At 45.1% G+C, this 21,107-nt stretch carries 22 protein-coding genes; 15 read left to right on the forward strand and 7 right to left on the reverse strand.

Annotated features, from left to right (window positions below; genetic code table 11):
- Positions 1-44 precede the first annotated feature (44 nt).
- Positions 45-512: an Lrp/AsnC ligand binding domain-containing protein gene (locus tag FHW36_RS01665; protein WP_079471223.1), complete on the reverse strand. Its 468-nt coding sequence runs from the start codon at positions 510-512 to the stop codon at positions 45-47.
- Positions 513-1,029: 517 nt separating this feature from the next.
- Here FHW36_RS01665 and trmB point away from each other — a divergent pair.
- The 10 genes from trmB to FHW36_RS01715 all read left to right on the forward strand — a co-directional run bounded on the left by trmB (position 1,030) and on the right by FHW36_RS01715 (position 7,839).
- Positions 1,030-1,737: a tRNA (guanosine(46)-N7)-methyltransferase TrmB gene (gene trmB, locus FHW36_RS01670; RefSeq protein WP_145661263.1), complete on the forward strand. Its 708-nt coding sequence runs from the start codon at positions 1,030-1,032 to the stop codon at positions 1,735-1,737.
- Complete coding sequence (locus FHW36_RS01675) at positions 1,709-1,921, forward strand: DUF5522 domain-containing protein (RefSeq protein WP_145661266.1); 213 nt, start codon at positions 1,709-1,711, stop codon at positions 1,919-1,921. The genes trmB and FHW36_RS01675 overlap by 29 nt, the downstream gene beginning before the upstream one ends.
- Positions 1,839-2,270 (forward strand): MGMT family protein, encoded by a 432-nt coding sequence (locus tag FHW36_RS01680; protein WP_145661269.1) that lies wholly within the window; start codon positions 1,839-1,841, stop codon positions 2,268-2,270. The genes FHW36_RS01675 and FHW36_RS01680 overlap by 83 nt, the downstream gene beginning before the upstream one ends.
- Before the next feature lie 42 nt (positions 2,271-2,312).
- Positions 2,313-2,756: an IPExxxVDY family protein gene (locus FHW36_RS01685; RefSeq protein ID WP_145661276.1), complete on the forward strand. Its 444-nt coding sequence runs from the start codon at positions 2,313-2,315 to the stop codon at positions 2,754-2,756.
- Positions 2,757-2,840: 84 nt separating this feature from the next.
- Positions 2,841-3,071, forward strand: coding sequence for a 4a-hydroxytetrahydrobiopterin dehydratase (locus FHW36_RS01690; RefSeq protein WP_145661279.1), 231 nt, complete (start codon positions 2,841-2,843; stop codon positions 3,069-3,071).
- A gap of 22 nt (positions 3,072-3,093) precedes the next feature.
- Positions 3,094-5,178 carry a histidine kinase gene (locus tag FHW36_RS01695; RefSeq protein WP_145661282.1) on the forward strand — a complete coding sequence of 695 codons (2,085 nt, stop codon included), beginning with the start codon at positions 3,094-3,096 and terminating at the stop codon, positions 5,176-5,178.
- Positions 5,179-5,205: 27 nt separating this feature from the next.
- Positions 5,206-5,958, forward strand: a complete 753-nt coding sequence (locus FHW36_RS01700) for a LytR/AlgR family response regulator transcription factor (protein ID WP_145661284.1) — start codon at positions 5,206-5,208, stop codon at positions 5,956-5,958.
- Positions 5,959-6,225: 267 nt separating this feature from the next.
- Entirely contained in the window at positions 6,226-6,861 is a 636-nt protein-coding gene (locus FHW36_RS01705; protein ID WP_145661286.1) for a TetR/AcrR family transcriptional regulator, read from the forward strand.
- Between the two features lie 62 nt (positions 6,862-6,923).
- On the forward strand, positions 6,924-7,526 hold the full coding sequence (locus FHW36_RS01710; protein WP_145661288.1) for an outer membrane beta-barrel protein: 603 nt from the start codon (positions 6,924-6,926) through the stop codon (positions 7,524-7,526).
- 124 nt (positions 7,527-7,650) lie between these two features.
- Positions 7,651-7,839: a hypothetical protein gene (locus FHW36_RS01715; RefSeq protein WP_222428976.1), complete on the forward strand. Its 189-nt coding sequence runs from the start codon at positions 7,651-7,653 to the stop codon at positions 7,837-7,839.
- A gap of 57 nt (positions 7,840-7,896) precedes the next feature.
- Here FHW36_RS01715 and rho read toward each other — a convergent pair whose 3' ends face one another.
- The gene (rho, locus tag FHW36_RS01720) at positions 7,897-9,615 is read right to left on the reverse strand and encodes a transcription termination factor Rho (protein WP_145665213.1); all 1,719 of its coding nucleotides are present in this window, start codon (positions 9,613-9,615) and stop codon (positions 7,897-7,899) included.
- Between the two features lie 440 nt (positions 9,616-10,055).
- On the opposite strand from rho, the gene asnS reads away from it, so the two are divergent.
- From asnS to chrA, 4 genes are all read left to right on the forward strand, one after another.
- Complete coding sequence (asnS, locus tag FHW36_RS01725) at positions 10,056-11,495, forward strand: asparagine--tRNA ligase (protein WP_145661293.1); 1,440 nt, start codon at positions 10,056-10,058, stop codon at positions 11,493-11,495.
- 141 nt (positions 11,496-11,636) lie between these two features.
- On the forward strand, positions 11,637-12,158 hold the full coding sequence (locus FHW36_RS01730; RefSeq protein ID WP_145661296.1) for an ExbD/TolR family protein: 522 nt from the start codon (positions 11,637-11,639) through the stop codon (positions 12,156-12,158).
- A gap of 102 nt (positions 12,159-12,260) precedes the next feature.
- On the forward strand, positions 12,261-13,217 hold the full coding sequence (locus FHW36_RS01735) for an isopenicillin N synthase family dioxygenase (protein ID WP_145661298.1): 957 nt from the start codon (positions 12,261-12,263) through the stop codon (positions 13,215-13,217).
- 325 nt (positions 13,218-13,542) lie between these two features.
- Positions 13,543-14,736 carry a chromate efflux transporter gene (chrA, locus tag FHW36_RS01740; RefSeq protein ID WP_145661300.1) on the forward strand — a complete coding sequence of 398 codons (1,194 nt, stop codon included), beginning with the start codon at positions 13,543-13,545 and terminating at the stop codon, positions 14,734-14,736.
- Here the strand turns inward: chrA and FHW36_RS01745 are convergent.
- The 3 genes from FHW36_RS01745 to ku form a co-directional block, all read right to left on the reverse strand.
- Complete coding sequence (locus FHW36_RS01745; protein ID WP_145661303.1) at positions 14,731-16,074, reverse strand: sigma-54-dependent transcriptional regulator; 1,344 nt, start codon at positions 16,072-16,074, stop codon at positions 14,731-14,733. The two genes, chrA and FHW36_RS01745, sit on opposite strands and share 6 nt — an antisense overlap.
- A 69-nt stretch (positions 16,075-16,143) precedes the next feature.
- Positions 16,144-18,666 (reverse strand): DNA ligase D, encoded by a 2,523-nt coding sequence (ligD, locus tag FHW36_RS01750; protein WP_145661306.1) that lies wholly within the window; start codon positions 18,664-18,666, stop codon positions 16,144-16,146.
- A complete protein-coding gene (ku, locus tag FHW36_RS01755; RefSeq protein WP_145661309.1) occupies positions 18,663-19,445 on the reverse strand; it encodes a non-homologous end joining protein Ku in 783 nt (260 codons plus the stop codon). Before ku ends, ligD begins: the two co-directional genes overlap by 4 nt.
- A 108-nt stretch (positions 19,446-19,553) precedes the next feature.
- Here ku and FHW36_RS01760 point away from each other — a divergent pair, with 108 nt between their 5' ends.
- Positions 19,554-19,901, forward strand: coding sequence for a hypothetical protein (locus FHW36_RS01760; RefSeq protein ID WP_145661312.1), 348 nt, complete (start codon positions 19,554-19,556; stop codon positions 19,899-19,901).
- A gap of 192 nt (positions 19,902-20,093) precedes the next feature.
- Here the strand turns inward: FHW36_RS01760 and FHW36_RS01765 are convergent, their stop codons facing one another.
- Positions 20,094-20,648, reverse strand: a complete 555-nt coding sequence (locus FHW36_RS01765; RefSeq protein WP_145661315.1) for a YciE/YciF ferroxidase family protein — start codon at positions 20,646-20,648, stop codon at positions 20,094-20,096.
- A gap of 29 nt (positions 20,649-20,677) precedes the next feature.
- On the reverse strand, positions 20,678-20,905 hold the full coding sequence (locus FHW36_RS01770; protein WP_145661318.1) for a hypothetical protein: 228 nt from the start codon (positions 20,903-20,905) through the stop codon (positions 20,678-20,680).
- Positions 20,906-21,107: the final 202 nt, after the last annotated feature.

The following is a 21,107-nucleotide window of genomic DNA, read 5'->3' on the forward strand; positions in this document are numbered from 1 at the left end:
GGAATTTAACGATTAAACGTGAAAGGTTCCATGCTGGCCCTCCACTATTCCACTACGTTGATTGTTCTGTAAAAGCTTTCTTCCAGGGAAATCAGGGTTTCAGTTCTTTCGATACCTTTTATTTTCTGTAATTCGTCATGGAGGATACGGCGAAGCTGGGTAATGTCTTTACAGATAATTTCAGCAAACATGCTGTAACTACCTGTCGTATAATTAAGACGTACCATTTCGGGGATTTTCCTTAATTCTTTGGCTACCGTGTCGTACATGGAGCTTTTTTCCAAATAAATACCGATAAAAGCAATTACATCGTAGCCAATCATTTTTAAATCTACATGTAATTTAGTACCTTTAACTACACCCAGTTCTTGTAATTTCTTCATTCTCACGTGGATAGTCCCGCCGGAAACGAACAATTTCTTCCCCAGGTCGGCGTAAGAGATCTCAGCATTAGACATCATCTCGCTGATAATCTGCAAATCGAGTTTGTCAATATTCAAATTGTGGCTCATTTTTACAATTTGTTTTTGAATGTATTAAAGTTATATGCAAATATTTAAAAAATATCGAAAATTCCAAAATTTCTCTTAAAAAATTTGCAAGAAACTACCCTTCTCTTTAGATTTGCATCATAATCATTACACAAACGGCTAACGCCAAGCAATAGCAGGTAATGATAAAAACATACTGTGGGATGATGAAATTGGCAGACATGCCCTCTTGTCTCGGGGGTGGGGATCACAGGATAAACGTAGTATAATTGGGTTGACCACTAATCTTATTTGTGCTATGGCTAACTGCCCCGTGGAGGTTCGACTCCTCCTCCTACAGCTTAATTGGTTTAAAGAGCTCGTAAGTAATTATGCTTACGGGCTTTTTTTTTGAGCAAAAAGCTGAAGGCGGAAAGCAAAAAGCTATTGAGATGATTGATCAAAGCGAATTGATATTATTTAATATCTTCTTGCAATCGCGTCAATAGCTTTTTGCTTTCCGCCTTCAGCTTTCTGGTTTTTCTTATTTTTGCCGCAAATGGGACAAAAAAAATTACAACGATTTGCTGAAATTGAAACCTTCCCCAACGTATTGATTTACCCGGAAGGTATGCAGGGAAAATGGAATGAATTCTTTAAAAACAACCACCCTGTTACATTAGAACTGGCCTGTGGCAAAGGAGACTATACCCTGGGCATGGCCCGGCTGTTTCCGGATCAGAACTTTATTGGAGTAGACCTGAAAGGCAACCGTATCTGGAGGGGCGCCAAAACAGCCCTGGAAGAGCCGCTTCCCAATGCCGCCTTCTTACGCACCCAGATCGACAAACTCAACAACTATTTTGCGCCGGGAGAAATTAAGGACATCTGGATTACCTTTCCGGATCCCTTCCTCCGTCAATCCAAATCAAAGAAAAGGTTAACGCACCCTAAGTTCCTGCAGCTGTTTCAGCCACTGCTGGCGCCAGGTGCTACCATTAACCTGAAAACAGACTCCCCCCAGCTGTATGCTTTCACACAAGAAGTGATCAGCGCGGCGGGATGTACCCTGATAGAAGATATTGCTGATGTATATGCTCTGCCGGAAGTGCCGCCATTATTGAAAATACAGACCTATTATGAAGGCATGCACCTGGCAGATGGCAGAACCATCCGTTATCTGAAATTCCAATTGCCTGCTGCTCCGCTGAACTGGCAAAGCATAAAACTGCCGTCAGATGAAGCAACCGTTGGTGGAGAAGATTGACTTCTATTATAACGCCGAGGGCTATATGGTATTTACTGAAAAGTTCCATTTAGACCGTGGGTATTGTTGTGGTAATGGCTGCAAACACTGTCCTTTTGATTATGAAAAAGTACCTGAACCCAAAAGAGCTGCCCTCCTTGCCTGTAGACGGGAAGAAGGAAAAAAAGGAGAAAAAAACCGGTGAATCGGATTCTTTCTTTAAAACAGTATTTAAAATAGCCCGCACCATCCCACGCGGCCGGGTCACCTCCTATGGCGCCATTGCGGATGCCTCGGGGTTGAAGTTGACCGGCCGTATGGTTGGCTGGGCGATGAATGCAGCCGGCAGCGCCAAACCGGCCGTTCCCGCTCACCGGGTCGTCAACAGTAAAGGAGAACTCAGCGGCAGAAGCCACTTTGCCACTCCCACACTGATGCAGGAGTTGCTCGAACAGGAGGGCGTAGTGGTAAAAGCGGATAAAGTGCAGGATTTTAAAACCATTTTTTGGGATCCTGCTAATCCTTGGGGAAAAAGCCGCAAAAAGAAAAAGTAGATTTTTTCAATACCCTGACCGGATGTACCGTTACTTTTCTATATGACAATACTCAAGTTAAAGCTGGACCAGGAGCAATTAGTGGAGGATTTCTTTGAAAATACCCACTTGATCGGGATTGCATCTTCTGCGAGAGATTACCAGTTGTGCTGGCATATTAACCGCCAGTTACACACTAATTTCCGGGTAAACAATAACCTGGAGATCACGCTCTCCAAGAGAAGCAGGTCTTTTCATTTTCCTGTACTTGAGTTCCTTGAACCCACCAACTCGGTAGCACACTACTTTTACAACAATCACTGCCAGGCAGAATTCCTCCTGCCGGAGCTCAAACAGATCCATTTTCTCTGGATGATCAAGGGCGATTATTACCAACCCCATGATGTAAAAAAATTATTGGAAGAATTACGCATTGTTCCGCTCGTACAATTAGTATCTTTACTGGACATCAAGGAGATCAAAAACAAGATGAACCTTATTTTTTAAGACGGGCACTACACAATAACACCTGATAATATTTAACCAGATTCGAAGAAAGACCCCTTGTTTTACCTTTTAAACCCCTGATTTATGTGGGAAGAAAGAAACAAACAGCTTTACCGGGCATTTGAATTCAAAGATTTTCGGGATGCGTTTGCATTTATGACCAAAGTGGCGATGGTAGCTGAAAAAATGGACCATCACCCGAACTGGCATAACGTTTATAACAAAGTGGAAATATATCTGAGCACACATGATGCAGGGGATGTTATCACCGCCAAAGATGAAGCATTAGCCAGCGCCATTGATAAATTGCTATAACTAACTATATATAAGACACTTTGTGAAGCGCATTATTTTAATGCTGCTGTTGTACTCTTACACTGCAGAATCCTTTGCCAACGTCGATCGTACGCCCATAGATACATTGATCACTGATGCCACATTTGCTCCGGCAAGTATGGATCTGAGGCCTTATATCAATATTATTTCCGACGAGCAGCAACAACTGACCATTGCACAAGTCAGCCGGCTTACCTTTCACCATGATGAAGCCGTATTTCATAATTATCCCAAAAACAACGGACAGGTAAACAACTGCTGGCTGAAACTGACCGTAAAAAATCAATACAATAAGCCCCTGTCCTACCGGCTTTTTTCCGGGTGGCATGACTTCATGTACTGGTATAGCCAGGCCCCGGGCAGTTCCCCCCAGCTATTGATGCAAACCGGGTTAATGCTGGACAATGGCGGTGTAGAGCGGTGGCACCATTATGCCTTTAATGTGCAGGTCCCTCCCGGGGAAGTACGTACCTTTTACCTGCACATCATCAATAAATCCTATAACGAAAATGCCTTGATGCCATTCCTTTTCAGCACGGAAGGCTATGCCATCTTCCGCGACCAGCAGCTGGATATCTACCGCAAAGAGGCCGTTGTGATACAGGTACTATTGGGTATGCTGATGGTATTCTTCAGTATCTCTATTATTAATTATATACAACTCCCCGATAAATCATATATCTACTTTGCCGCCTATGTTTTGGGGCTTATCCTCTTTTTTGCCCTGCGTCTGGAAAGCAAACCATATCAGCTCTCTTTCTTCCACCGCTGGCCCATGCTGAAATACTATTGGGATATCCCCGGTTTATTATTTTGCTTTTACCTGATGTACTTGCTGTTTGGAAACGCCTTCCTGAACCTTACGGAGCGGTATCCATTTATGGAACGGGTATTTACCTGGGTGGCCGCTATTGTAGGAGGATTGATCATTTTCTGTATGTATTGTATCCTGGAGGAACAATATCATTTACCCACGATCATTTACAGTTACGTATACTTTTTGACGCTGATTCCTTTGCTGGCGGTGTTTGTAGCGTTGGCCAGACGTTCCCGGCACCATCCGCTGGTTAGGTTCTTCCTCTATGGCTCCGTTTGCCTGTACCTGGCCTGTTTTGGCTCTTTTCTTATGCATGTACGGCCATTGGGATTACTCAGCGCCCTGGGAGAACTCGCGGCTCCTACGATGCTGTTGATTGGCGGCGTTCTGCTACAGGCCATGTTTTTCCTGGCAGGCCTCAGTTACCGGAACAAGCTGGTGCACCTGGAACGCACGCGTACCCAGGAGCTGCTGATCAAGCAGTTAAATAAAAACAAAGAGCTGCAACATAAGCTCAATGAGCAACTGGAGGAACTGGTAAAAGAACAGACTACGGAAATATTGCGTAAAAAACAGGAACTGGAAGAACAACGAAAGATACAACTGGAAACAGAATACGACAAAAAGCTGACGGAGATTGAGTTAAAAGCCATCCGCGCGCAGATAAATCCACACTTCATTTTTAACTGCCTCAACTCCATACAGCTGTTTGTCATGCAGCGTGATTATGAGTATGCGCAGAAATACCTGTCGGATTTTTCTTACCTGATCCGCAAAACACTCGATTTCTCCCGGCGTAACTTCATATCCCTGGCCGATGAAATTACTTATCTCAATACCTACCTGGGATTGGAGAAAATGCGTTTTGAGAACAGGATGGAATACGAAATTGTGGTAGATCCGGTGATCGCCACGGCGGAATTGGAAATCCCTGCCATGCTGTTGCAGCCTTATGTGGAAAATGCCGTAAAACATGGTATGACAAATCCCAAGCAGCCAACCGGGCAGCTATCTATCTATTTTAACCAGGTAGCTTCGGATATGCTGGAATGTATTATTGCCGACAATGGTATCGGCATTGCGCGTTCCAAATCCCTGCGTATGCTGCCCAAACACCACCAGTCGTCGGGTATGGAAATCAGCCAGAACAGAGCGGAACTGCTGAATAAAATGTATAACACCGAAATCCATATAGAAATTATTGATAGATCATCTGATGATGATTCAGATAGCGGCACGACAGTTAAAATACTGATCCCTCAGTTATAATTCAGTGTATCCGTTAATGTTACTTATATGATAAAGGCTATTATTATAGATGATGAGAGGAACAGCCGGGACATTATTGCATTGATGCTGGAGAAATATTGCCCCGGGATTACCATTGCCGACACAGCGTCTGACTGTGCCGATGGCATCGAAAAAATCAAAAAGCATCGCCCCAACCTGGTATTCCTTGACCTGGAGATGCCTGATGGAACGGGGTTTGACGTACTTTCAGGTACCCTGCCGGACATCCCGTTCGAAGCCGTATTTGTGACGGCGTTTGAAAAGAAGTTCCTCCACGTGATCCGTTTCAGCGATGTAGAGCTGATCCTGAAGCCTATTGACAAAGAAAGCTTGTTGCAGGCGGTGGCGCTGACGAGCGCCCGTATTAATGCCGGCGATCCGAAAGACCGGTACCGCGTATTGCTGGAGAATTTTAACAACAGTAAACCAGTGGCCTGGAAGTTATTGATTCCCGCCACTAACGGAGAGGCCTATACTATACAGTTTCCGGCTATCGAATACCTGGAAGCACAGGGCGACAACTGCCTGTTTTACCTGAACAATGGAACAAATATCACGGCTATCCAGTCTTTCCGTTACTATGCCGACCTGTTTGCCACCCTACGTTTTTACCAGGTCAATAATAGCCAGATGATACAGTTGGCCAATGTGAGTCATTTAGAAGCCTCGTCCAGTAAAGTAGTGCTGAAAAGCGGCGTGATACTGGAAATTACAGAACGGAGACAACGCGACCTGGTACATAAACTGTCGCATTCCTAAACGGCCGGCTACGTATATCCATTCCCGGTAATTTTAAATTTTCAATTTTTAGGGAGTTCCCTTTTTGATTTGTTTAAAGTATTGCCAACGTTTTTGTTAACGAAACATGTTTATCCGGCATTTCTGTGCATTTTGATATCATGCGCTAAGAGTACGTAACAATTTCTTAACAAAAAAATTTGGTGAAATAACTTTTGGTTGTACATTTGACCCGCAAAACAAAATAGTCAGACAGTCAATTTTGAATTTGCGACCAACCTACACCTTATGGCAGAACAGGACCAGAAACGTATCATGATTCTGGAAGCGGCATTGAAGCGCTTCAAGCGGTTTGGCTTGTCTAAAACTACCATGGAGGAGATAGCGAGGGACCTGGAAATATCCAAAGGCTCTTTGTATTATTATTTTTCTGACAAGGAATCCATATATGTAGCAGTTGTGGAGCGGATGATAGCTGATTGTTTCCTGGACATGTCGGCCTATGTAGAAACCGCCCCTACTATTACTGCTATCATAGACCGTTACCTGGCATTGAAAGAAAAAATGTTGCTGGAATATCATTTTCTATTTGGTGTAAATGAATGGATTAAAGATGTTCCATCCAGTTTGATGCGTCAAACGATAGAGTTATTACAGCAGGTAGAAATTTCTTTCCTTTCCGCCACCATTGCGAAAGGCGTGGAAAATGGGGAATTGCATGAAGGGACGGATCCTGAACTAACGGCGCAGTTACTGGTAAACGTATTATTTGGTTTATGGGTAATATGGTGCAAGTGGCAGGCAGCAGGTTTTGATCCTCATGATAAGGATGGCCTGAAGTGCTTTATGAGCCGTGAACGACAGGTGTTGAATATATTTTTTAATGGATTAAGATATCGACCAAACATCAACAAGGATTGCTAGCAAGTATGTAGAAGAATCAAGACACAGGAATAGTTTTAATGAATATTTAAATTTAACGACAGATGAAAAAGTTGATTGTAATGGCCGCAGTAGCACTGTTCGGCACACAAGTAGCAAAGGCTCAGTTATCGAAAGGCGATTTTATTTTAGGAGGTAATCTGAATGTTTCCACTACCACTGACAAACAAAAAGGTACTGATAACAAAACCACCAACACCACCTTCGGTATCAGCCCTAAAGTAGGTATGGCACTGAACTCTAACTGGGTAGTAGGTGTATTTGCCAACACTGAATTCGGTACCAAAAAAGTGAACGGCTTAAAAACCACCACTACCAGCGTAACTCCAGGCCTGTTCGTACGTAACTACCACATGATTGGTCAAAGCAAATTTGCATTCTTCGCTGAAGGTAATGCAGGTTACCACTTTGGTACAGACAAAACTGACGGTAATAAAACCTATACTTACAATGGTTTCTCCGTTAAAGTATTGCCTGGTATCACTTACTTCGTGAGCAAACACTTCATGCTGGAAGGCGCTTTCGGTGGTCTGAGCTATGCTTATGATCAGAGAAAGACAGAAGCAACCGGTGCTAAAAATAACACCAGCGCGTTCAGCTTCGATTTCCCTAAAGAATTTCAAGTTGGTGTAAACTGGATATTCTAATAAGCATCTGATGATGTTTTATGTAAGATAGTTATAAGGTTAGATAGATTGGATAATCCCGCCATAGTATTACTGTGGCGGGATTTTTGCATGATAAGCAGATCACTCATTAACTATATCTGTCATGAAAAAAATAGCACTTCTTTTATGTGGGCTGCTGGTTGTATTTTGCTATAGTTGTGTAACGCCTGTATATACAGAAACAGGCAATCCACACGGGTTACCGCCAGGGCAACAGAAGAAAATTTACGGTACCAAATCGGCGAAACAATTTGCGCCGGGGCAACAGAAAAAACAATATAATCAATACTAAAAGTAAAAGGCCCGTTACGATGATCGTAACGGGCCTTCTTTTTATCGTAGTCCTGTTCTAGCTGTTCATAGAAATCAGGAATTCTTCGTTGTTTTTAGTACCACGCATATGTTGCAGCATGAAGTGCATAGACTCATCCGTGTTCATATCACCGAGATGGTTACGGAGAATGTGGATACGTTTGAGAGAATCTTTATCCAGCAGCAGGTCATCACGACGGGTAGACGATGCAGAAACATCGATAGCCGGGAAGATACGTTTGTTAGCCAGTTTACGATCCAGCAACAGTTCCATGTTACCGGTACCTTTAAACTCTTCAAAGATCACCTCATCCATTTTAGAACCGGTATCAATCAGGGCGGTAGCCAGGATAGTTAATGAACCACCGTGTTCAATTTTACGGGCAGCACCGAAGAATTGTTTTGGTTTCTGCATGGCGTTGGCTTCCACACCACCACTCAATACTTTACCGGAAGCAGGAGCCACGGTATTGTGGGCCCTTGCCAGACGGGTAATAGAGTCGAGCAGGATCACTACATCATGTCCGCATTCTACCAGGCGTTTTGCTTTCTGTAATGCGATGGCAGATACTTTTACGTGTTTTTCTGCAGGCTCGTCAAAAGTAGATGCAATTACTTCTGCCTTTACACTGCGTTCCATATCTGTTACCTCTTCCGGGCGCTCATCAATCAGTACTACCATCAGGTATATTTCCGGATGGTTGGTAGCGATTGCGTTGGCTACTTCCTTCAGTAACATGGTTTTACCTACTTTGGGTTGGGCAACGATCAGTCCACGTTGTCCTTTACCAATAGGCGTAAACATATCCATGATACGGGTAGAGTAGTTATTGGAAGTGGTAGTTAACCTGAGTTTTTCGAATGGAAATAGGGGTGTCAGGTAGTCGAATGGTACGCGGTCGCGTACTTCTTCCGGCGACTTGTTATTAATTGTTTCCACTTTCAGTAAAGCAAAGTACTTCTCCCCTTCTTTGGGTGGGCGTACAGAGCCTTTCACGGTATCCCCGGTTTTCAGGCCGAAGAGTTTTATTTGAGAAGGAGATACATAAATATCATCCGGGGAGCTGAGATAGTTATAGTCAGAAGAACGGAGGAAACCATAGCCATCCGGCATCATTTCCAGTACGCCTTCACTCACGATAACGCCGTCGAACTCTATGTTGAAAACGGGTTCTTTCTTGTTTGGGAAACGGTTCTTTTGCGCCACAGGTGTTACTGGAATTTCTCCCGGTACTACAAAGTCATCATCATCCAGTTCATCTTCTACTGGCGGTATTACCACTACTTCTTCCTCTTCTGCTTCTTCCGGCTCTTCATCTTCTGTAAAAGAAGGAATAATGATATCATCATCGTCGTCGAAAGTAAGGGAAGGAATGCTATCCAAGTCTATTTCGAAATCTTTCACTTTAGGCTTGGCTGAAGCGGCAGCAGGGGCTTCGTGTTCGTCGTGTTCTTTGGTTTTTGTTCCGGTGCTTTTCTTTGCTGCTGCTTTTTTCGCAGCTGGTTTTTCTTCAGCGTGAGCAGGTTCTTCAGCCGGGTGGCTAGCTTCGTCTTTCTTTACAGGTTTGCGTTTCCGTGCTTTTTTCTCGTCTCCGTTGGCTTGGTTATCTTCTGAGGCTAATACTGCTTGTTTATCAAGAATTTTGTAGATAAGGTCCTGTTTGTTCAGTTTTTTTGCGTTGGGAACGTCCAGTTTCTCTGCAATATCAAGCAGCTCAGGAACGAGCATGTCGTTCAGTTGTAAGATGTCGTACATCATCTGTGTTGTCAAATTTTAGAAGTGTTGTGAGGCGGGTACCACTGCATACCAACATACACCAATTACAAATAATTGTTTTGAGTCAATAAATTTAATTAGCTTATTAAATTTGATAGGGAATGATTGAGTTTAGGAACTGCTGATGAAGATGGAAAATGAACTTAATCAGGCAGAATATACCGCAAGATTAAAACAACTTTTACTATTATCCAAAAAATTTTAAGCATCAAATGCCCCAAAGTAGCCCCTATTCTGTTCTTGTGCAGGCGAAACTGGCCACCGGCCCGGCATTCGGAGCCAACAGTCTGGGCCTGGCCCTGTTCCACTGCTATTTTTAACATTTTGTTGGCACCCGGCGAAAGGAAAAAAGGCAGTTGCCGGTGCTATATACTATGAAGATTTACGCTTATTTTTGCAATCCTAAAAATTAAATATATATGAGCCAAAGGGTAAAAGTCAAGCAGATCTTGTCCGATGACAAGGCGCATTACGAAGTTACAGTTAAGGGTTGGGTGCGTTCATTCCGCAACAATCAATTTATAGCTTTGAACGATGGCTCTACCAATAATAATTTACAGATCGTAATAAATGCCGAAAATACGGATGCTGCGCTGATCAAGCGTATTACCACCGGCGCGGCTATCAGCGCTACCGGCGAAATCATTCCTTCCCTTGGTAAGGGGCAGAAAGTGGAGCTGAAAGCTAGTACCCTGGAAATACTGGGTGATTGCGATCCGGAAAAGTATCCACTGCAGCTGAAAAACAAGCCCAGCCTGGAATATCTCCGTGAAATTGCGCACCTGCGTTTCCGCACCAACACGTTTGGCGCTATTTTCCGCGTACGCCACGCCCTGGCATTTGCAGTACACCGCTTCTTCAATGAACGGGGCTTTGTATACCTGCATACGCCCATTATTACCGCATCCGATGCGGAAGGCGCTGGTGAAATGTTCCGGGTAACCACGCTGGACATGAAAAATCCACCACGTACCGACAGTGGGGATATTGATTTCAAAGAAGATTTCTTTGGTAAATCTACCAACCTCACTGTTTCCGGGCAGCTGGAAGGCGAATTGGGCGCTATGGCTTTTGGTGACATCTACACCTTCGGCCCAACTTTCCGTGCTGAAAACTCCAACACCGCCCGTCACCTGGCGGAGTTCTGGATGATAGAACCGGAAATGGCTTTCTATGAGCTGGAAGATAACATGGACCTGGCAGAAGCTTTTATCAAGTCGGTAATAGGCTATGTACTGGATAACAACCGCGATGACCTCGATTTCCTGGCTAACCGCCTGGTGGAAGAAGATAAGCAAAAACCCCAGCAGGAACGTAGCGAAATGGGCCTGATAGAAAAACTGGAGTTTGTATTACACAACGAGTTTGTACGCATTACCTATACAGAAGCGATCGACATCCTGAAAAACAGCAAACACAATAAGAATAAGAAGTTCCAGTACCTGATTGAAGGCTGGGGCGCTGACCTGCAGAGTGAGCACGAACGCTACCTGGTAGAAAAACACTTTAAGAAACCGGTTATCTTAACTGATTATCCTAAAGAGATCAAGTCTTTCTACATGAAACTCAACGATGACAATAAAACCGTAAGGGCAATGGATATCCTGTTCCCTGGCATCGGTGAAATGGTGGGCGGTTCACAGCGTGAAGAGAACTACGACAAGTTGGTAAAGCGTATGGAAGAAATGCATGTTCCGGTAGAAGAATTGAGCTGGTATCTGGATACCCGCCGCTTTGGAACAGCTCCTCACGCCGGCTTTGGCCTCGGCTTTGAGCGCCTGATGCTGTTTGTAACCGGTATGTCTAACATCCGCGATGTGATTGCATTCCCGAGAACACCGAAGAGTGCGGAGTTTTAAACAAATCATTATAGATTTTTCCAGGAAAGGGCGTTCAGATTGAACGCCCTTTCTTTTTTGGCATTTATGGAAAAAACAGACGGCGGCATCTAATAGCTGAAAGCGCTTTCAACCATTTTCGTATATCCTAAACCGTTAGTTATGGCTGAAATGAATACTGCCGCTCCTAAAGGAGGCCGTGGCCCCCGCAGCAATAAAAAGTCGACCCGTGTGGATATGACCCCCATGGTAGACCTGGGCTTCCTGTTAATTACATTCTTTATGCTCACCACCACCATGGCTAAGCCCAAGACCATGGACTTAGTAATGCCCCGGGAAGATGGAGAGCCAATGTCGCTGCCGGCAAAGAAGGCATTGACTGTGATACTGGGACCCGACAACCGAATTGCCTGGTATGAAGGCATGGGCAACGATCCTGCCCAGCCGCCACAGGTACACTACGCCAGCTATGCGAATCATGCCGGCATCAGGGATGTGATTATTGATAAAAAGGCGGCCGTGATGAACGCGTTTCATAAAAATGACCTGATGGTACTGATCAAAGCAGATAAAAGGTCGAACTATAAAAATGTGGTCGATATCATGGATGAAATGCTGATCAATAAGATAGCCCGGTACGCTGTAGTAGACATCACCCATGAGGAGGAACAATATTTCAGGTAATGGCCGCCGGCCAGGGGGATCTGGCCGGTAAGCCAACAGCTTTTCTACTGTCCATAGTGCTATTTTCGCTACCTTTATCGCTCCAAAACAATAATATAAGATATGGCGACCACCCACTCAATCCCCTCAGTGGATCTTGCAGACTTCACATCCGGAGATGCAGGGCGAAAAGCAGCATTTGTGCAGCAGTTAGGTAAGGCTTATGAAGATGTTGGTTTTGTAGCAGTAAAGAATCATGGGATTCCTGACGAACTGATTGCTGACCTCTACAAGTACGTACAGGAATTTTTTAAGCTCCCTTTTGATACCAAACACCAATACGAGATCCCGGAATTGGCCGGCCAGCGGGGTTATACTTCGTTTGGGAAAGAACATGCCAAGGGATACGAAGCCCCGGACCTGAAAGAGTTTTTCCAGTTTGGACAAACCGTAGAAGATAACGACCCTATCGGGGCCGAATACCCGGATAATGTACAGGTGGCGGAAGTACCTGCATTTACACCTACCTTTTTCAAAGCATATCGCGGATTTGAGCAATCCGGCAAGTACCTGTTACAGGCCATTGCCTTGTTCCTGGGCCTGGACGAGCATTATTTCGATAATAAAATCCATAATGGTAATTCCATCCTGAGAGCCATTCACTACCCTCCTATTACCCAGGAGCCTAAATCGGCCATCAGGGCGGAACAACATGAAGACATCAACCTGATTACCCTGTTGGTGGGTGCTTCTGCCGACGGACTGCAAATTCTTGACAAGCAGAACAACTGGGTACCGGTAACCTCACTGCCAGAACAGATTGTGGTAAATGTTGGAGACATGTTACAACGCTTAACCAACAATCGTTTGAAGTCGACCACGCACCGGGTGGTAAACCCTCCCCGGGAAATGTGGAATACTTCCCGTTACTCTATTCCCTTCTTCCTGCATCCTAAGTCTGCCATGAAGCTGGATGCACTGGAAAGCTGTGTTACAGCCAACAACCCGCTGGCTTATGAACCGATCACCGCAGGTGAATACCTGGATGAACGCTTACGTGAAATAGGTCTTAAAAAATAAGGAGCTATAAAAGTCAAAGTCCCGGCAACTCATCGTTCCGGGACTTTATAAATATCCTGCGTATAAGCAAGTCATTCTCTAATGGTTCCTCAATATGGTTATTCTTTAGGTCCGAACATCTCAGACATTGGTGGGATATTAACCAGGCTAGTATCGAAACTATCACAACGGACAAAAGGCCATATTCGTTATAATGGGGCCAATATTACAAGTATTGTGCCTTTATTATTTTTGAGGGTTACCAATATTGGCAACGTGGTTGTATTTTGTCGGGATATTTGATTACCTTATTGTTTCGTGCAATCGGAATTCACTAAAAAACGCTGTGCTTCTACGTCATATTCCTTTCTTAAAAGCTGTGCTATTACATAGCATTACCGCCTATGGAGGCCCGCAGGGCCATCTGGCGATGATGATGAAAACGTTTGTACAGCAACGTAAGGATGTTACCGAGCAAGAGTTGATGGAGTATAATGCTTTCTGTCAGTTGTTACCCGGTGCCTCCTCTTCCCAAACCCTTACCCTGATTGGCTATAAACGCGGAGGGGTGATCCTGGCCGTTATTACGCTGCTGATATGGATTTCTCCGGCTTGCCTGATCATGGGATCCCTGAGTTTCTTGTTACAGTATTTTGGTAAGAATGCCCTTAGAACAGATATTTTCAAGTATGTACAGCCGATGGCCGTGGGTTTCCTTGCCTATGGCGGTATCCGGGCTTTTCGTATCAGTATCAACAGCCTGGCTACCGGTGCCATCATGGTGGTATCCATGTTTACCGCATTTTACCTGAAGTCGCCCTGGACCTTCCCCGCACTGATCATATTGGGCGGTATTGTATCCAATTTCAGTAATAAACGTATTCCCGGGAATGCGGAAAAGCCCCGGAAAATACAGTGGGGAAATATCTGGCTGTTTGCTTCTGTATTCATACTGGCGGGAGCTTTATCTGAAATGGCGCGTACCCACGAGTGGATTACCCGTCGCCCGTTCAACCTTTTCGAAAACTTTTACCGTTTCGGCAGCCTGGTATTTGGTGGAGGCGATATCCTGATAGCGATGATGCTGGAACAGTATGTAACCCGCGCCAAATCGCAATATCTTTCTGCGGAGGAGTTGCTGACCGGCGCCGGTATCATGCGCGCACTCCCCGGTCCTACCTTCTCCATATCTGCTTATGTGGGCGGGATGGCCATGCGTAACCTGGGTATGGGTTACCAGTTCCTGGGCTGTATGCTGGCGCCTATTGCCATTTTCCTGCCGAGCTTGCTATTGGTATTGTTCTTCTTTCCTATCTGGAACAACCTCAAAAAATATGTGGTGATTTACCGCGCCCTGGAAGGTATTAATGCCGTAGTGGTAGGGATTATGTGGGCAGCCACCTTTATCCTGTTCTTTGCTATACCGATCAACTGGTACAATCTGTTGATCATGGCCAGTACGCTGGGGTTATTATGCCTTACCAGGCTACCTTCTCCCTTTATCGTACTGGCGTGCCTGTTACTGGGATGGCTGCTATGAGGCAGTAATATTATATTCTTTTATCTTGTTATAGAGCGTAGTTAATCCTATCTCCATCAGTTCTGCAGCCTTGGTTTTATTGCCTTTGGCGTGCGCCAGCACCCGGATAATATGTTTCTTTTCCATGTCGGCCAGCCGGAGAGAGGTGTTTTCTTCAGAGCCGCCCTGTTGAAAATCCAGGGGAAGTACCGGTGTATCCAGTATATCCGTATCCGTTAAAATGGCGGCCCGCTCAATCACATTACGCAATTCCCGTATATTTCCTTTCCAACTGTGCTGCTGCAACGCCTGCAGGAAAGCTGGTGTCATACCCGTAATCCGCCTGTTTATTTTGGGTGCTATCTGTTGCAGGAACCAATTGGCCAGTAGTGGAATATCTTTGCGGCGCTCATTGAGGGATGGCAGCGAAATCAGAAAGGCGGATAACCGGTAGAACAGGTCGGCCCGGAAATGCCCTGCAGCAATTTCCTGCTCCAGGTTACGGTTCGTAGCTGCTATGATACGCACATTAGTTTTAGTGGGTTTAGATTCCCCCACTTTATAAAACTCCTGGGTTTCCAGCACACGCAGCATTTTCGCCTGTAGTTCAATAGGCATTTCCCCTATTTCATCCAAGAAAATAGTACCTCCCCGGGCTTCCTCGAAAAATCCTTTCTTGTCTTTTACGGCACCGGTAAAGGCACCAGCCACATGGCCAAACAACTCACTTTCCAGGATGTCTTTTCCGAAAGCGCTGCAATTCACTGCTACAAAGGGTTGTTGCTTACGTTGGCTTCCCTGGTGAATGGCATGGGCAAATACTTCTTTACCAGCACCGGTTTCTCCCAGTAGCATCACTGTCATATCCGAAGGCGCTACTTTTTCTGCCAGGGCAATAGCAGTGCGGATTTCCGGCGAATCGCCGAGTATATTGCCAAAGCTGTATTTTCCGCCTATTTTCTTCTCCAGGTCACGGATACGGAATTGCAGATGTGCCTTGTCCATCGCTTTACTCACCAGAGGGAGAATGCGGTTGTTATCATCTCCCTTGGTAATATAATCGAATGCGCCGTTTTTAATGGCCTGTACGCCATCGGCAATGTTGCCATAGGCTGTCAGTACAATCGTTTCTATTTCAGGATATTTGGCATGTACCTGTTGTACCTGCTCTACTCCGTTGCCATCGGGCAACTTTACATCGGAAAGAATAACATGTATTTCTTCCTTCTCCAGGATTTTCATAGCCGCCCTTAGGTTGGGAGCTTCGTGAAGGGTATATCCTTCCAGGGCCAGCAGCCTGCTTAACAGCTTGCGCAGCTGGTCTTCGTCGTCAATGATTAAAATATGGCCTTTAGACATAGCCCTGCAAAGATAATAGTTCCTTTGCCTCCGGGAACGGGTTGTTTTGTGCAGGCATAAAATCGGCTACTATCCTTCCATCTCCCGGATAATTTTACGCAAATCATTTTTTACCTTATTGATGTCCTGCCACAGGTCGCCGGTTTCGTGTAGCCGGTCCAGTGAATTGTGGATATCAAAATCGCTCATGCGCAGGTCGTCGTTCAGCTCCTTCCAATCTATCGGCATAGATACGGTAGCACCAGGTTTGGGCCTTACGGAATAAGGCGCCGCCACGGTTTGCCCACGGCTGTTCTGGAGGTAGTCGATATATACCCGCTTATCCCGGGATGCTTTTGCCCGGATAACACTGGTGGTGCGGGGGAGTTCTGCATTTACATGCCTGGCAATATACTCCCCGAAAAGGCGGCTCGTATCGTAACTCACCTTGGCGCCCGTGGGAATATAAATGTGTAAGCCGGTGGACCCCGAAGTTTTGCAGAAAGCCTGTACCTTAAACCGGTCCAGTGCGGCTTTAATATGTACCGCCGTCTCCACTACATAACGAAAATCTATATGCTCTGGATCAAGGTCCAGTACAATAAAATCAGGATTCTCCAGGCTGTTTAAACGCGACAACCAGGGGTTGATTTCAATGCAGCCCAGGTTGATCATATAAGCCAGCGATGCTTCGTTGTTGCATACCAGGTAATCCACGTCTTTACCAGTGGAACCTGAGTGCAGGGGAACGCTCTTGATCCAGTCGGGCGTTTGTTCCAGGTCCAGGTCTTTCTGGTAAAAGGAGGGTTTGTCGATACCATTAGGGAAGCGATGCAGCGACTCCGGCCTGTCTTTCAGATGAGGCAGTATGTATTTAGCCACAGACAGGTAATAGTCGATCAGCTGCCCTTTTGTAATTTTTTCTTTTGTCCAGTACAATTTCGACTGGTTGGTTAATGTTACCTTTTTACTGTTTAACGTAAGGATACGCTGGTTTTCAGTTGTTGTCATGGTCAACGGTTTTGCTATTTCCGGCTGTACTTCCTTTGCAGGCTTATCTTCCCGCAGTCCCAGGAAAATAGGTTGCCGCATAATTTTGTCGCTGGTCCATTCCTGGAACTTTATTTCGCACACCAGCACAGGTTTCACCCAGGTAACAGGCATATTGGTGGCCACCTTTTCCGCAAAGGGAGAGGTTTTAGTAACGAGTGGCTGCAGGCGGTTGTATAGTTCGCCGATAGTGGTTTCATTGAGGCCGCCTCCGCAATGGCCTATGTACTTCAGCTTTTTGTTTTCATAGATACCCAATACCAGCGCCCCTATTTTCTTGCGGCTGCCCCGCGGGGCGGTATAACCACAGATCAGGGCTTCCTGTTCATTGACTATTTTTATTTTCAGCCACGACATGCCCCTCCTGCCCTCTTCGTAGACGCTGTCTGCTTTCTTGGCGATGATGCCCTCCCATTGGAGTTTCCGGGCTTTCTCAAAAAACTTAATCCCATTTTTCAGCACATGCTCCGAAAAGCGAACGGTATCATCGTTGAGTGTTGACAGCAGGTCTTTCAACAAACTTTTCCGTTCCAACAAGGATAGGTGTTGCAGCTCATGCCCGTCGAGATGCAGAAGATCGAACACCATGTATACGAGGCGCCCTTTTCCGGTAGTGGTATAGTGCTGTAAAGTTTGAAAGTCGGCCCGGTTCTTACTGTCCAGCACCATAATTTCCCCATCCAGTACGGCCGTATGCGAAATTTTTTCCACGGCGGCCACTACGGGTGGATAGTCTTTTAAAAAAGATTTGTCATTCCTGGAGTATAAATTCACTTTGTTATTTTCCACTGCGGCGATAGCGCGGTAGCCATCCCATTTTGTTTCAAACAACCACTCTTCCCCATCGAAGGCATCATTTACCAGGGTAGCCAGCATGGGCTTGTAACGTTTCTTTACCGGGTGGCCACCGGTTATTTTCTTTGGTTTGGCCGGCGCAGCAGCGGGCGTTGGTTTTGCCCGTATAACAGGCTTTTTTTTCGCAGCCTGTTTCATGGCAGTTTTTTCCTTTATGCCCTGGGCTTTTATTTTTTCTGGCGTATAGTCTTCACTGTTATACTCCGGCACGGCGTATTTATCTTTGTGTTTCAGCAACAGCCAGGCATTATCTTCTTTACCTTTCATTTTTACCAGCGCGAATTCTCCTTTTAGTTTCTTTCCCTTCATTACGATTTTCAGATCGCCGGATTTTATTTCGCGGAGTGCTTCTTTGTCAAAGCTGTTACCATTGGGGTGGAGTAGCTCAAAGGTGCCTTTATCCCAGATATAAACGGTGCCTGCGCCGTAGTTACCGGCAGGAATAGTGCCTTCAAAGTCTTTATAATCATAAGGGTGGTCCTCTACTTCCATGGCCAGTCTTTTGTCGGCCGGGTTCATAGAAGGGCCTTTGGGCACGGCCCAGCTTTTAAGCACGCCATCTACCTCCAGGCGAAAGTCGTAATGCAGCCTGGATGCATGGTGGCGTTGTACCACGAAAATATGCGAGGTAACTTTTCCCTTTTTGCCGGATTCGGGTTCGGTAGTCTCGGAGAAATTCCGTTTTTGCTTATATTTTACAAGGCTCATGAGGCGCGTTTTTTAGTGGCGGGCTTGCTAAGGCTGGCCTTCAGCTGATCAAACAAATCATCGCTCTTGGTATGTACCACGCGCATTTTCTTTACTACCGGCTTTTTGCCGCTGGCTTTGGCTTTTATTATTTTGAGCAGTTCTGCTTTATATTCATCTTTATACTGTGTGATATCAAATTTGGCCGTGTATTGTTTTACCAGTTCCATTGCCATGTCTAGCTCTCTTTTAGATAATTTTACGCTGGATGGAAGAGAAAGATCTGCCGATGATCTTACTTCTTCTTCAAAGCGCAATTGCTGGAGCAACAGGTAATTTTCGCGGGGCCTGATTACGGCCAGGTGTTCCTGGGAACGCAGTACAAACCGGCTCAGCCCTGCTTTACCACTTTTTTCCAGCGATTGCTGGAGCAGGGCATATGCCTTTTCCCCTCCTTTTGCGGGCTCTACAAAGTAGGCAGATTCGAAATAGATATCATCTATATCCGTTTCTTCTACAAACGATTCTATTTCTATAATCTTATTTTTCTTGGGGCTGGCGGCTTCAAAATCTTCTTCTTCCAACACCACATATTCATCTTTATAGAGATATCCCTTCACAATCTGGTCCCAGGGCACTTCTTTGCCTGTGTTTTCGTTTACACGCAAAAACCTGATATGAGCGAGTGTTTTGCTGTCGAGCATATCGAGGTCTAACCGGCTGTCCTGGGTGGCGCTGTATAGTTTTATGGGAATATTTACTAACCCGAATCCTATGGATCCTGACCATATTGCACGCATAGTATAAAGGTTTTGATATGTAAAAAAAGTAAACACAAATAGTACCACTATGTTTAAAACATCGCGGCATAACTTTTGGTTTTTTGAGGTTAACTAAAACCTTTTCTTATGGAAAAACCAGGTGAAATGACAACTTTATCCAGGGTACTGGAAAGATTACATGAGCGCGGATTTGACCATGAACTGAAGATGAGTGATCACGGTAGGTTGCAGAATACGGAAGCACAAAAAATTTATAATCCGGAAGATCTGACCATCATTAAAACCTACCGCTTTGAAGGAGAATCTGACCCTTCTGATTCCTCTGTACTGTATGTGCTGGAAGATCAGGACGGAGAAAAGGGATATGTACTGGATGCTTATGGTGCCTACAGTTCACATGAAGAAGCCGGATTTGACGAGTTTATCAAGAAAATAAAGGTGGAAGACCGGGAAGAACAGCTCCTGTTTGCATAGCGGGCTTAGCCTTTAGAGTTTTCTTTGGGAAAATGCGAAGCACATTACTTATTGTACCCCTCTGCTTACGGTGGAGGGGTATTTATTTACAAGTATTCGCCAACCTGTCGCAGATATTCCCCGTTGTTGCCATCACAACAAAGGCTCCCCTACTTGAGGGAGCCCTGGTAATGTTCCGTTTAACACACTTTATTACTCGGCCAATGCTGCTTCATTTACCGTAGATTCGGCTATTTCAGTAAGTAAGCTATCGGCATTTTTTTCTTCCTGTAATGTTTGTTCCAGTATTTTAGCTACATCTGTATGTCCCATGGTATTGGCCAGGGTACACAAGCTACCATAGGCAGCTATCTCATAGTGTTCAACTTTCTGGGAGGAGATAATAATTCCCGCATCTCTAACAGCGGTATCTTCCTCGGTGTCTCCCAGCAGTTCCTGTGCTTCTGCGATCAGGCCTTCCATGGCTTCACATTTCTTTGCCCGGGCTTTTTTACCTAACAGCTCAAATACCTGTTCTAACCGGGTTACATGCCCTTTTGTTTGCTCCAGGTGATCAGCTATACAATTACGCAAATCGTCTGACGAAGCTGCATTTTGCATTTTAGGTAATGCTTTCACCAAATTTTTTTCGGCCCAGTAGATATCTTCCAACTCTTCCAGGAATAGTTCATGGAATTTTGAATGTTCCATTTTGTCACTGGTACTTTTTCTGGTATTGCCGTTACCGGCTGATTTACTAGTAGGCATTGTAACAGTTTTTTAATTTAAGAAAATGGTTATATTATTGGCGATTGTTTGTCAAAGGCTTGCCCTTGCGGGTCTGCCGGCTTATGTGGGTTTTCCCGCCCGGGCAATTCCTCTGGAATGGGATCCAGTTCTGGCTTATCCGGCGGTGGTTGTACCGGTGGCGGTTGTACCGGGGTAGGCTCTTCTTTTCCGGGCTGTTGTTTGCCAGGTGTTTCTGGATCTGGTATTGGTTCTTTATTTCTTTCCGGCTTATTCATAATTTGATTTTTTTGGTGAATGTAACGATATGGAAGACGGCCCAAAGTTCATTCCAGCTATGCACAGTTTACCGGCACATACGCATCCGGATGACTCAAACACGCTGTTATTGAAGGATAACGGATATTCCCACCTCTGCATTAAGCGGCGGCGATGTAAGTTTGCTGAGCTCGTAGAATTATAAACCACTCTGTGGAATAT

Origin of the sequence: Chitinophaga polysaccharea, from assembly GCF_007829335.1 — a bacterium.
Taxonomy (GTDB): domain Bacteria; phylum Bacteroidota; class Bacteroidia; order Chitinophagales; family Chitinophagaceae; genus Chitinophaga; species Chitinophaga polysaccharea_B.

What these genes read in the sequence shown, in the direction of transcription:
- FHW36_RS01680 (WP_145661269.1), top strand. Translation starts at nt 1,839, where the DNA reads ATGAAAAAGTACCTGAACCCAAAAGAGCTGCCCTCCTTGCCTGTAGAC.
- FHW36_RS01700 (WP_145661284.1), top strand. Translation starts at nt 5,206, where the DNA reads ATGATAAAGGCTATTATTATAGATGATGAGAGGAACAGCCGGGACATT.
- FHW36_RS01735 (WP_145661298.1), top strand. Translation starts at nt 12,261, where the DNA reads ATGGCGACCACCCACTCAATCCCCTCAGTGGATCTTGCAGACTTCACA.
- FHW36_RS01765 (WP_145661315.1), bottom strand. Translation starts at nt 20,648, where the DNA reads ATGCCTACTAGTAAATCAGCCGGTAACGGCAATACCAGAAAAAGTACC.
- FHW36_RS01715 (WP_222428976.1), top strand. Translation starts at nt 7,651, where the DNA reads ATGAAAAAAATAGCACTTCTTTTATGTGGGCTGCTGGTTGTATTTTGC.
- FHW36_RS01745 (WP_145661303.1), bottom strand. Translation starts at nt 16,074, where the DNA reads ATGTCTAAAGGCCATATTTTAATCATTGACGACGAAGACCAGCTGCGC.
- ku (WP_145661309.1), bottom strand. Translation starts at nt 19,445, where the DNA reads ATGCGTGCAATATGGTCAGGATCCATAGGATTCGGGTTAGTAAATATT.
- FHW36_RS01675 (WP_145661266.1), top strand. Translation starts at nt 1,709, where the DNA reads ATGAAGCAACCGTTGGTGGAGAAGATTGACTTCTATTATAACGCCGAG.
- ligD (WP_145661306.1), bottom strand. Translation starts at nt 18,666, where the DNA reads ATGAGCCTTGTAAAATATAAGCAAAAACGGAATTTCTCCGAGACTACC.
- FHW36_RS01665 (WP_079471223.1), bottom strand. Translation starts at nt 512, where the DNA reads ATGAGCCACAATTTGAATATTGACAAACTCGATTTGCAGATTATCAGC.
- FHW36_RS01710 (WP_145661288.1), top strand. Translation starts at nt 6,924, where the DNA reads ATGAAAAAGTTGATTGTAATGGCCGCAGTAGCACTGTTCGGCACACAA.
- FHW36_RS01730 (WP_145661296.1), top strand. Translation starts at nt 11,637, where the DNA reads ATGGCTGAAATGAATACTGCCGCTCCTAAAGGAGGCCGTGGCCCCCGC.
- trmB (WP_145661263.1), top strand. Translation starts at nt 1,030, where the DNA reads ATGGGACAAAAAAAATTACAACGATTTGCTGAAATTGAAACCTTCCCC.
- FHW36_RS01705 (WP_145661286.1), top strand. Translation starts at nt 6,226, where the DNA reads ATGGCAGAACAGGACCAGAAACGTATCATGATTCTGGAAGCGGCATTG.
- asnS (WP_145661293.1), top strand. Translation starts at nt 10,056, where the DNA reads ATGAGCCAAAGGGTAAAAGTCAAGCAGATCTTGTCCGATGACAAGGCG.
- FHW36_RS01690 (WP_145661279.1), top strand. Translation starts at nt 2,841, where the DNA reads ATGTGGGAAGAAAGAAACAAACAGCTTTACCGGGCATTTGAATTCAAA.
- FHW36_RS01685 (WP_145661276.1), top strand. Translation starts at nt 2,313, where the DNA reads ATGACAATACTCAAGTTAAAGCTGGACCAGGAGCAATTAGTGGAGGAT.
- FHW36_RS01760 (WP_145661312.1), top strand. Translation starts at nt 19,554, where the DNA reads ATGGAAAAACCAGGTGAAATGACAACTTTATCCAGGGTACTGGAAAGA.
- FHW36_RS01770 (WP_145661318.1), bottom strand. Translation starts at nt 20,905, where the DNA reads ATGAATAAGCCGGAAAGAAATAAAGAACCAATACCAGATCCAGAAACA.
- rho (WP_145665213.1), bottom strand. Translation starts at nt 9,615, where the DNA reads ATGTACGACATCTTACAACTGAACGACATGCTCGTTCCTGAGCTGCTT.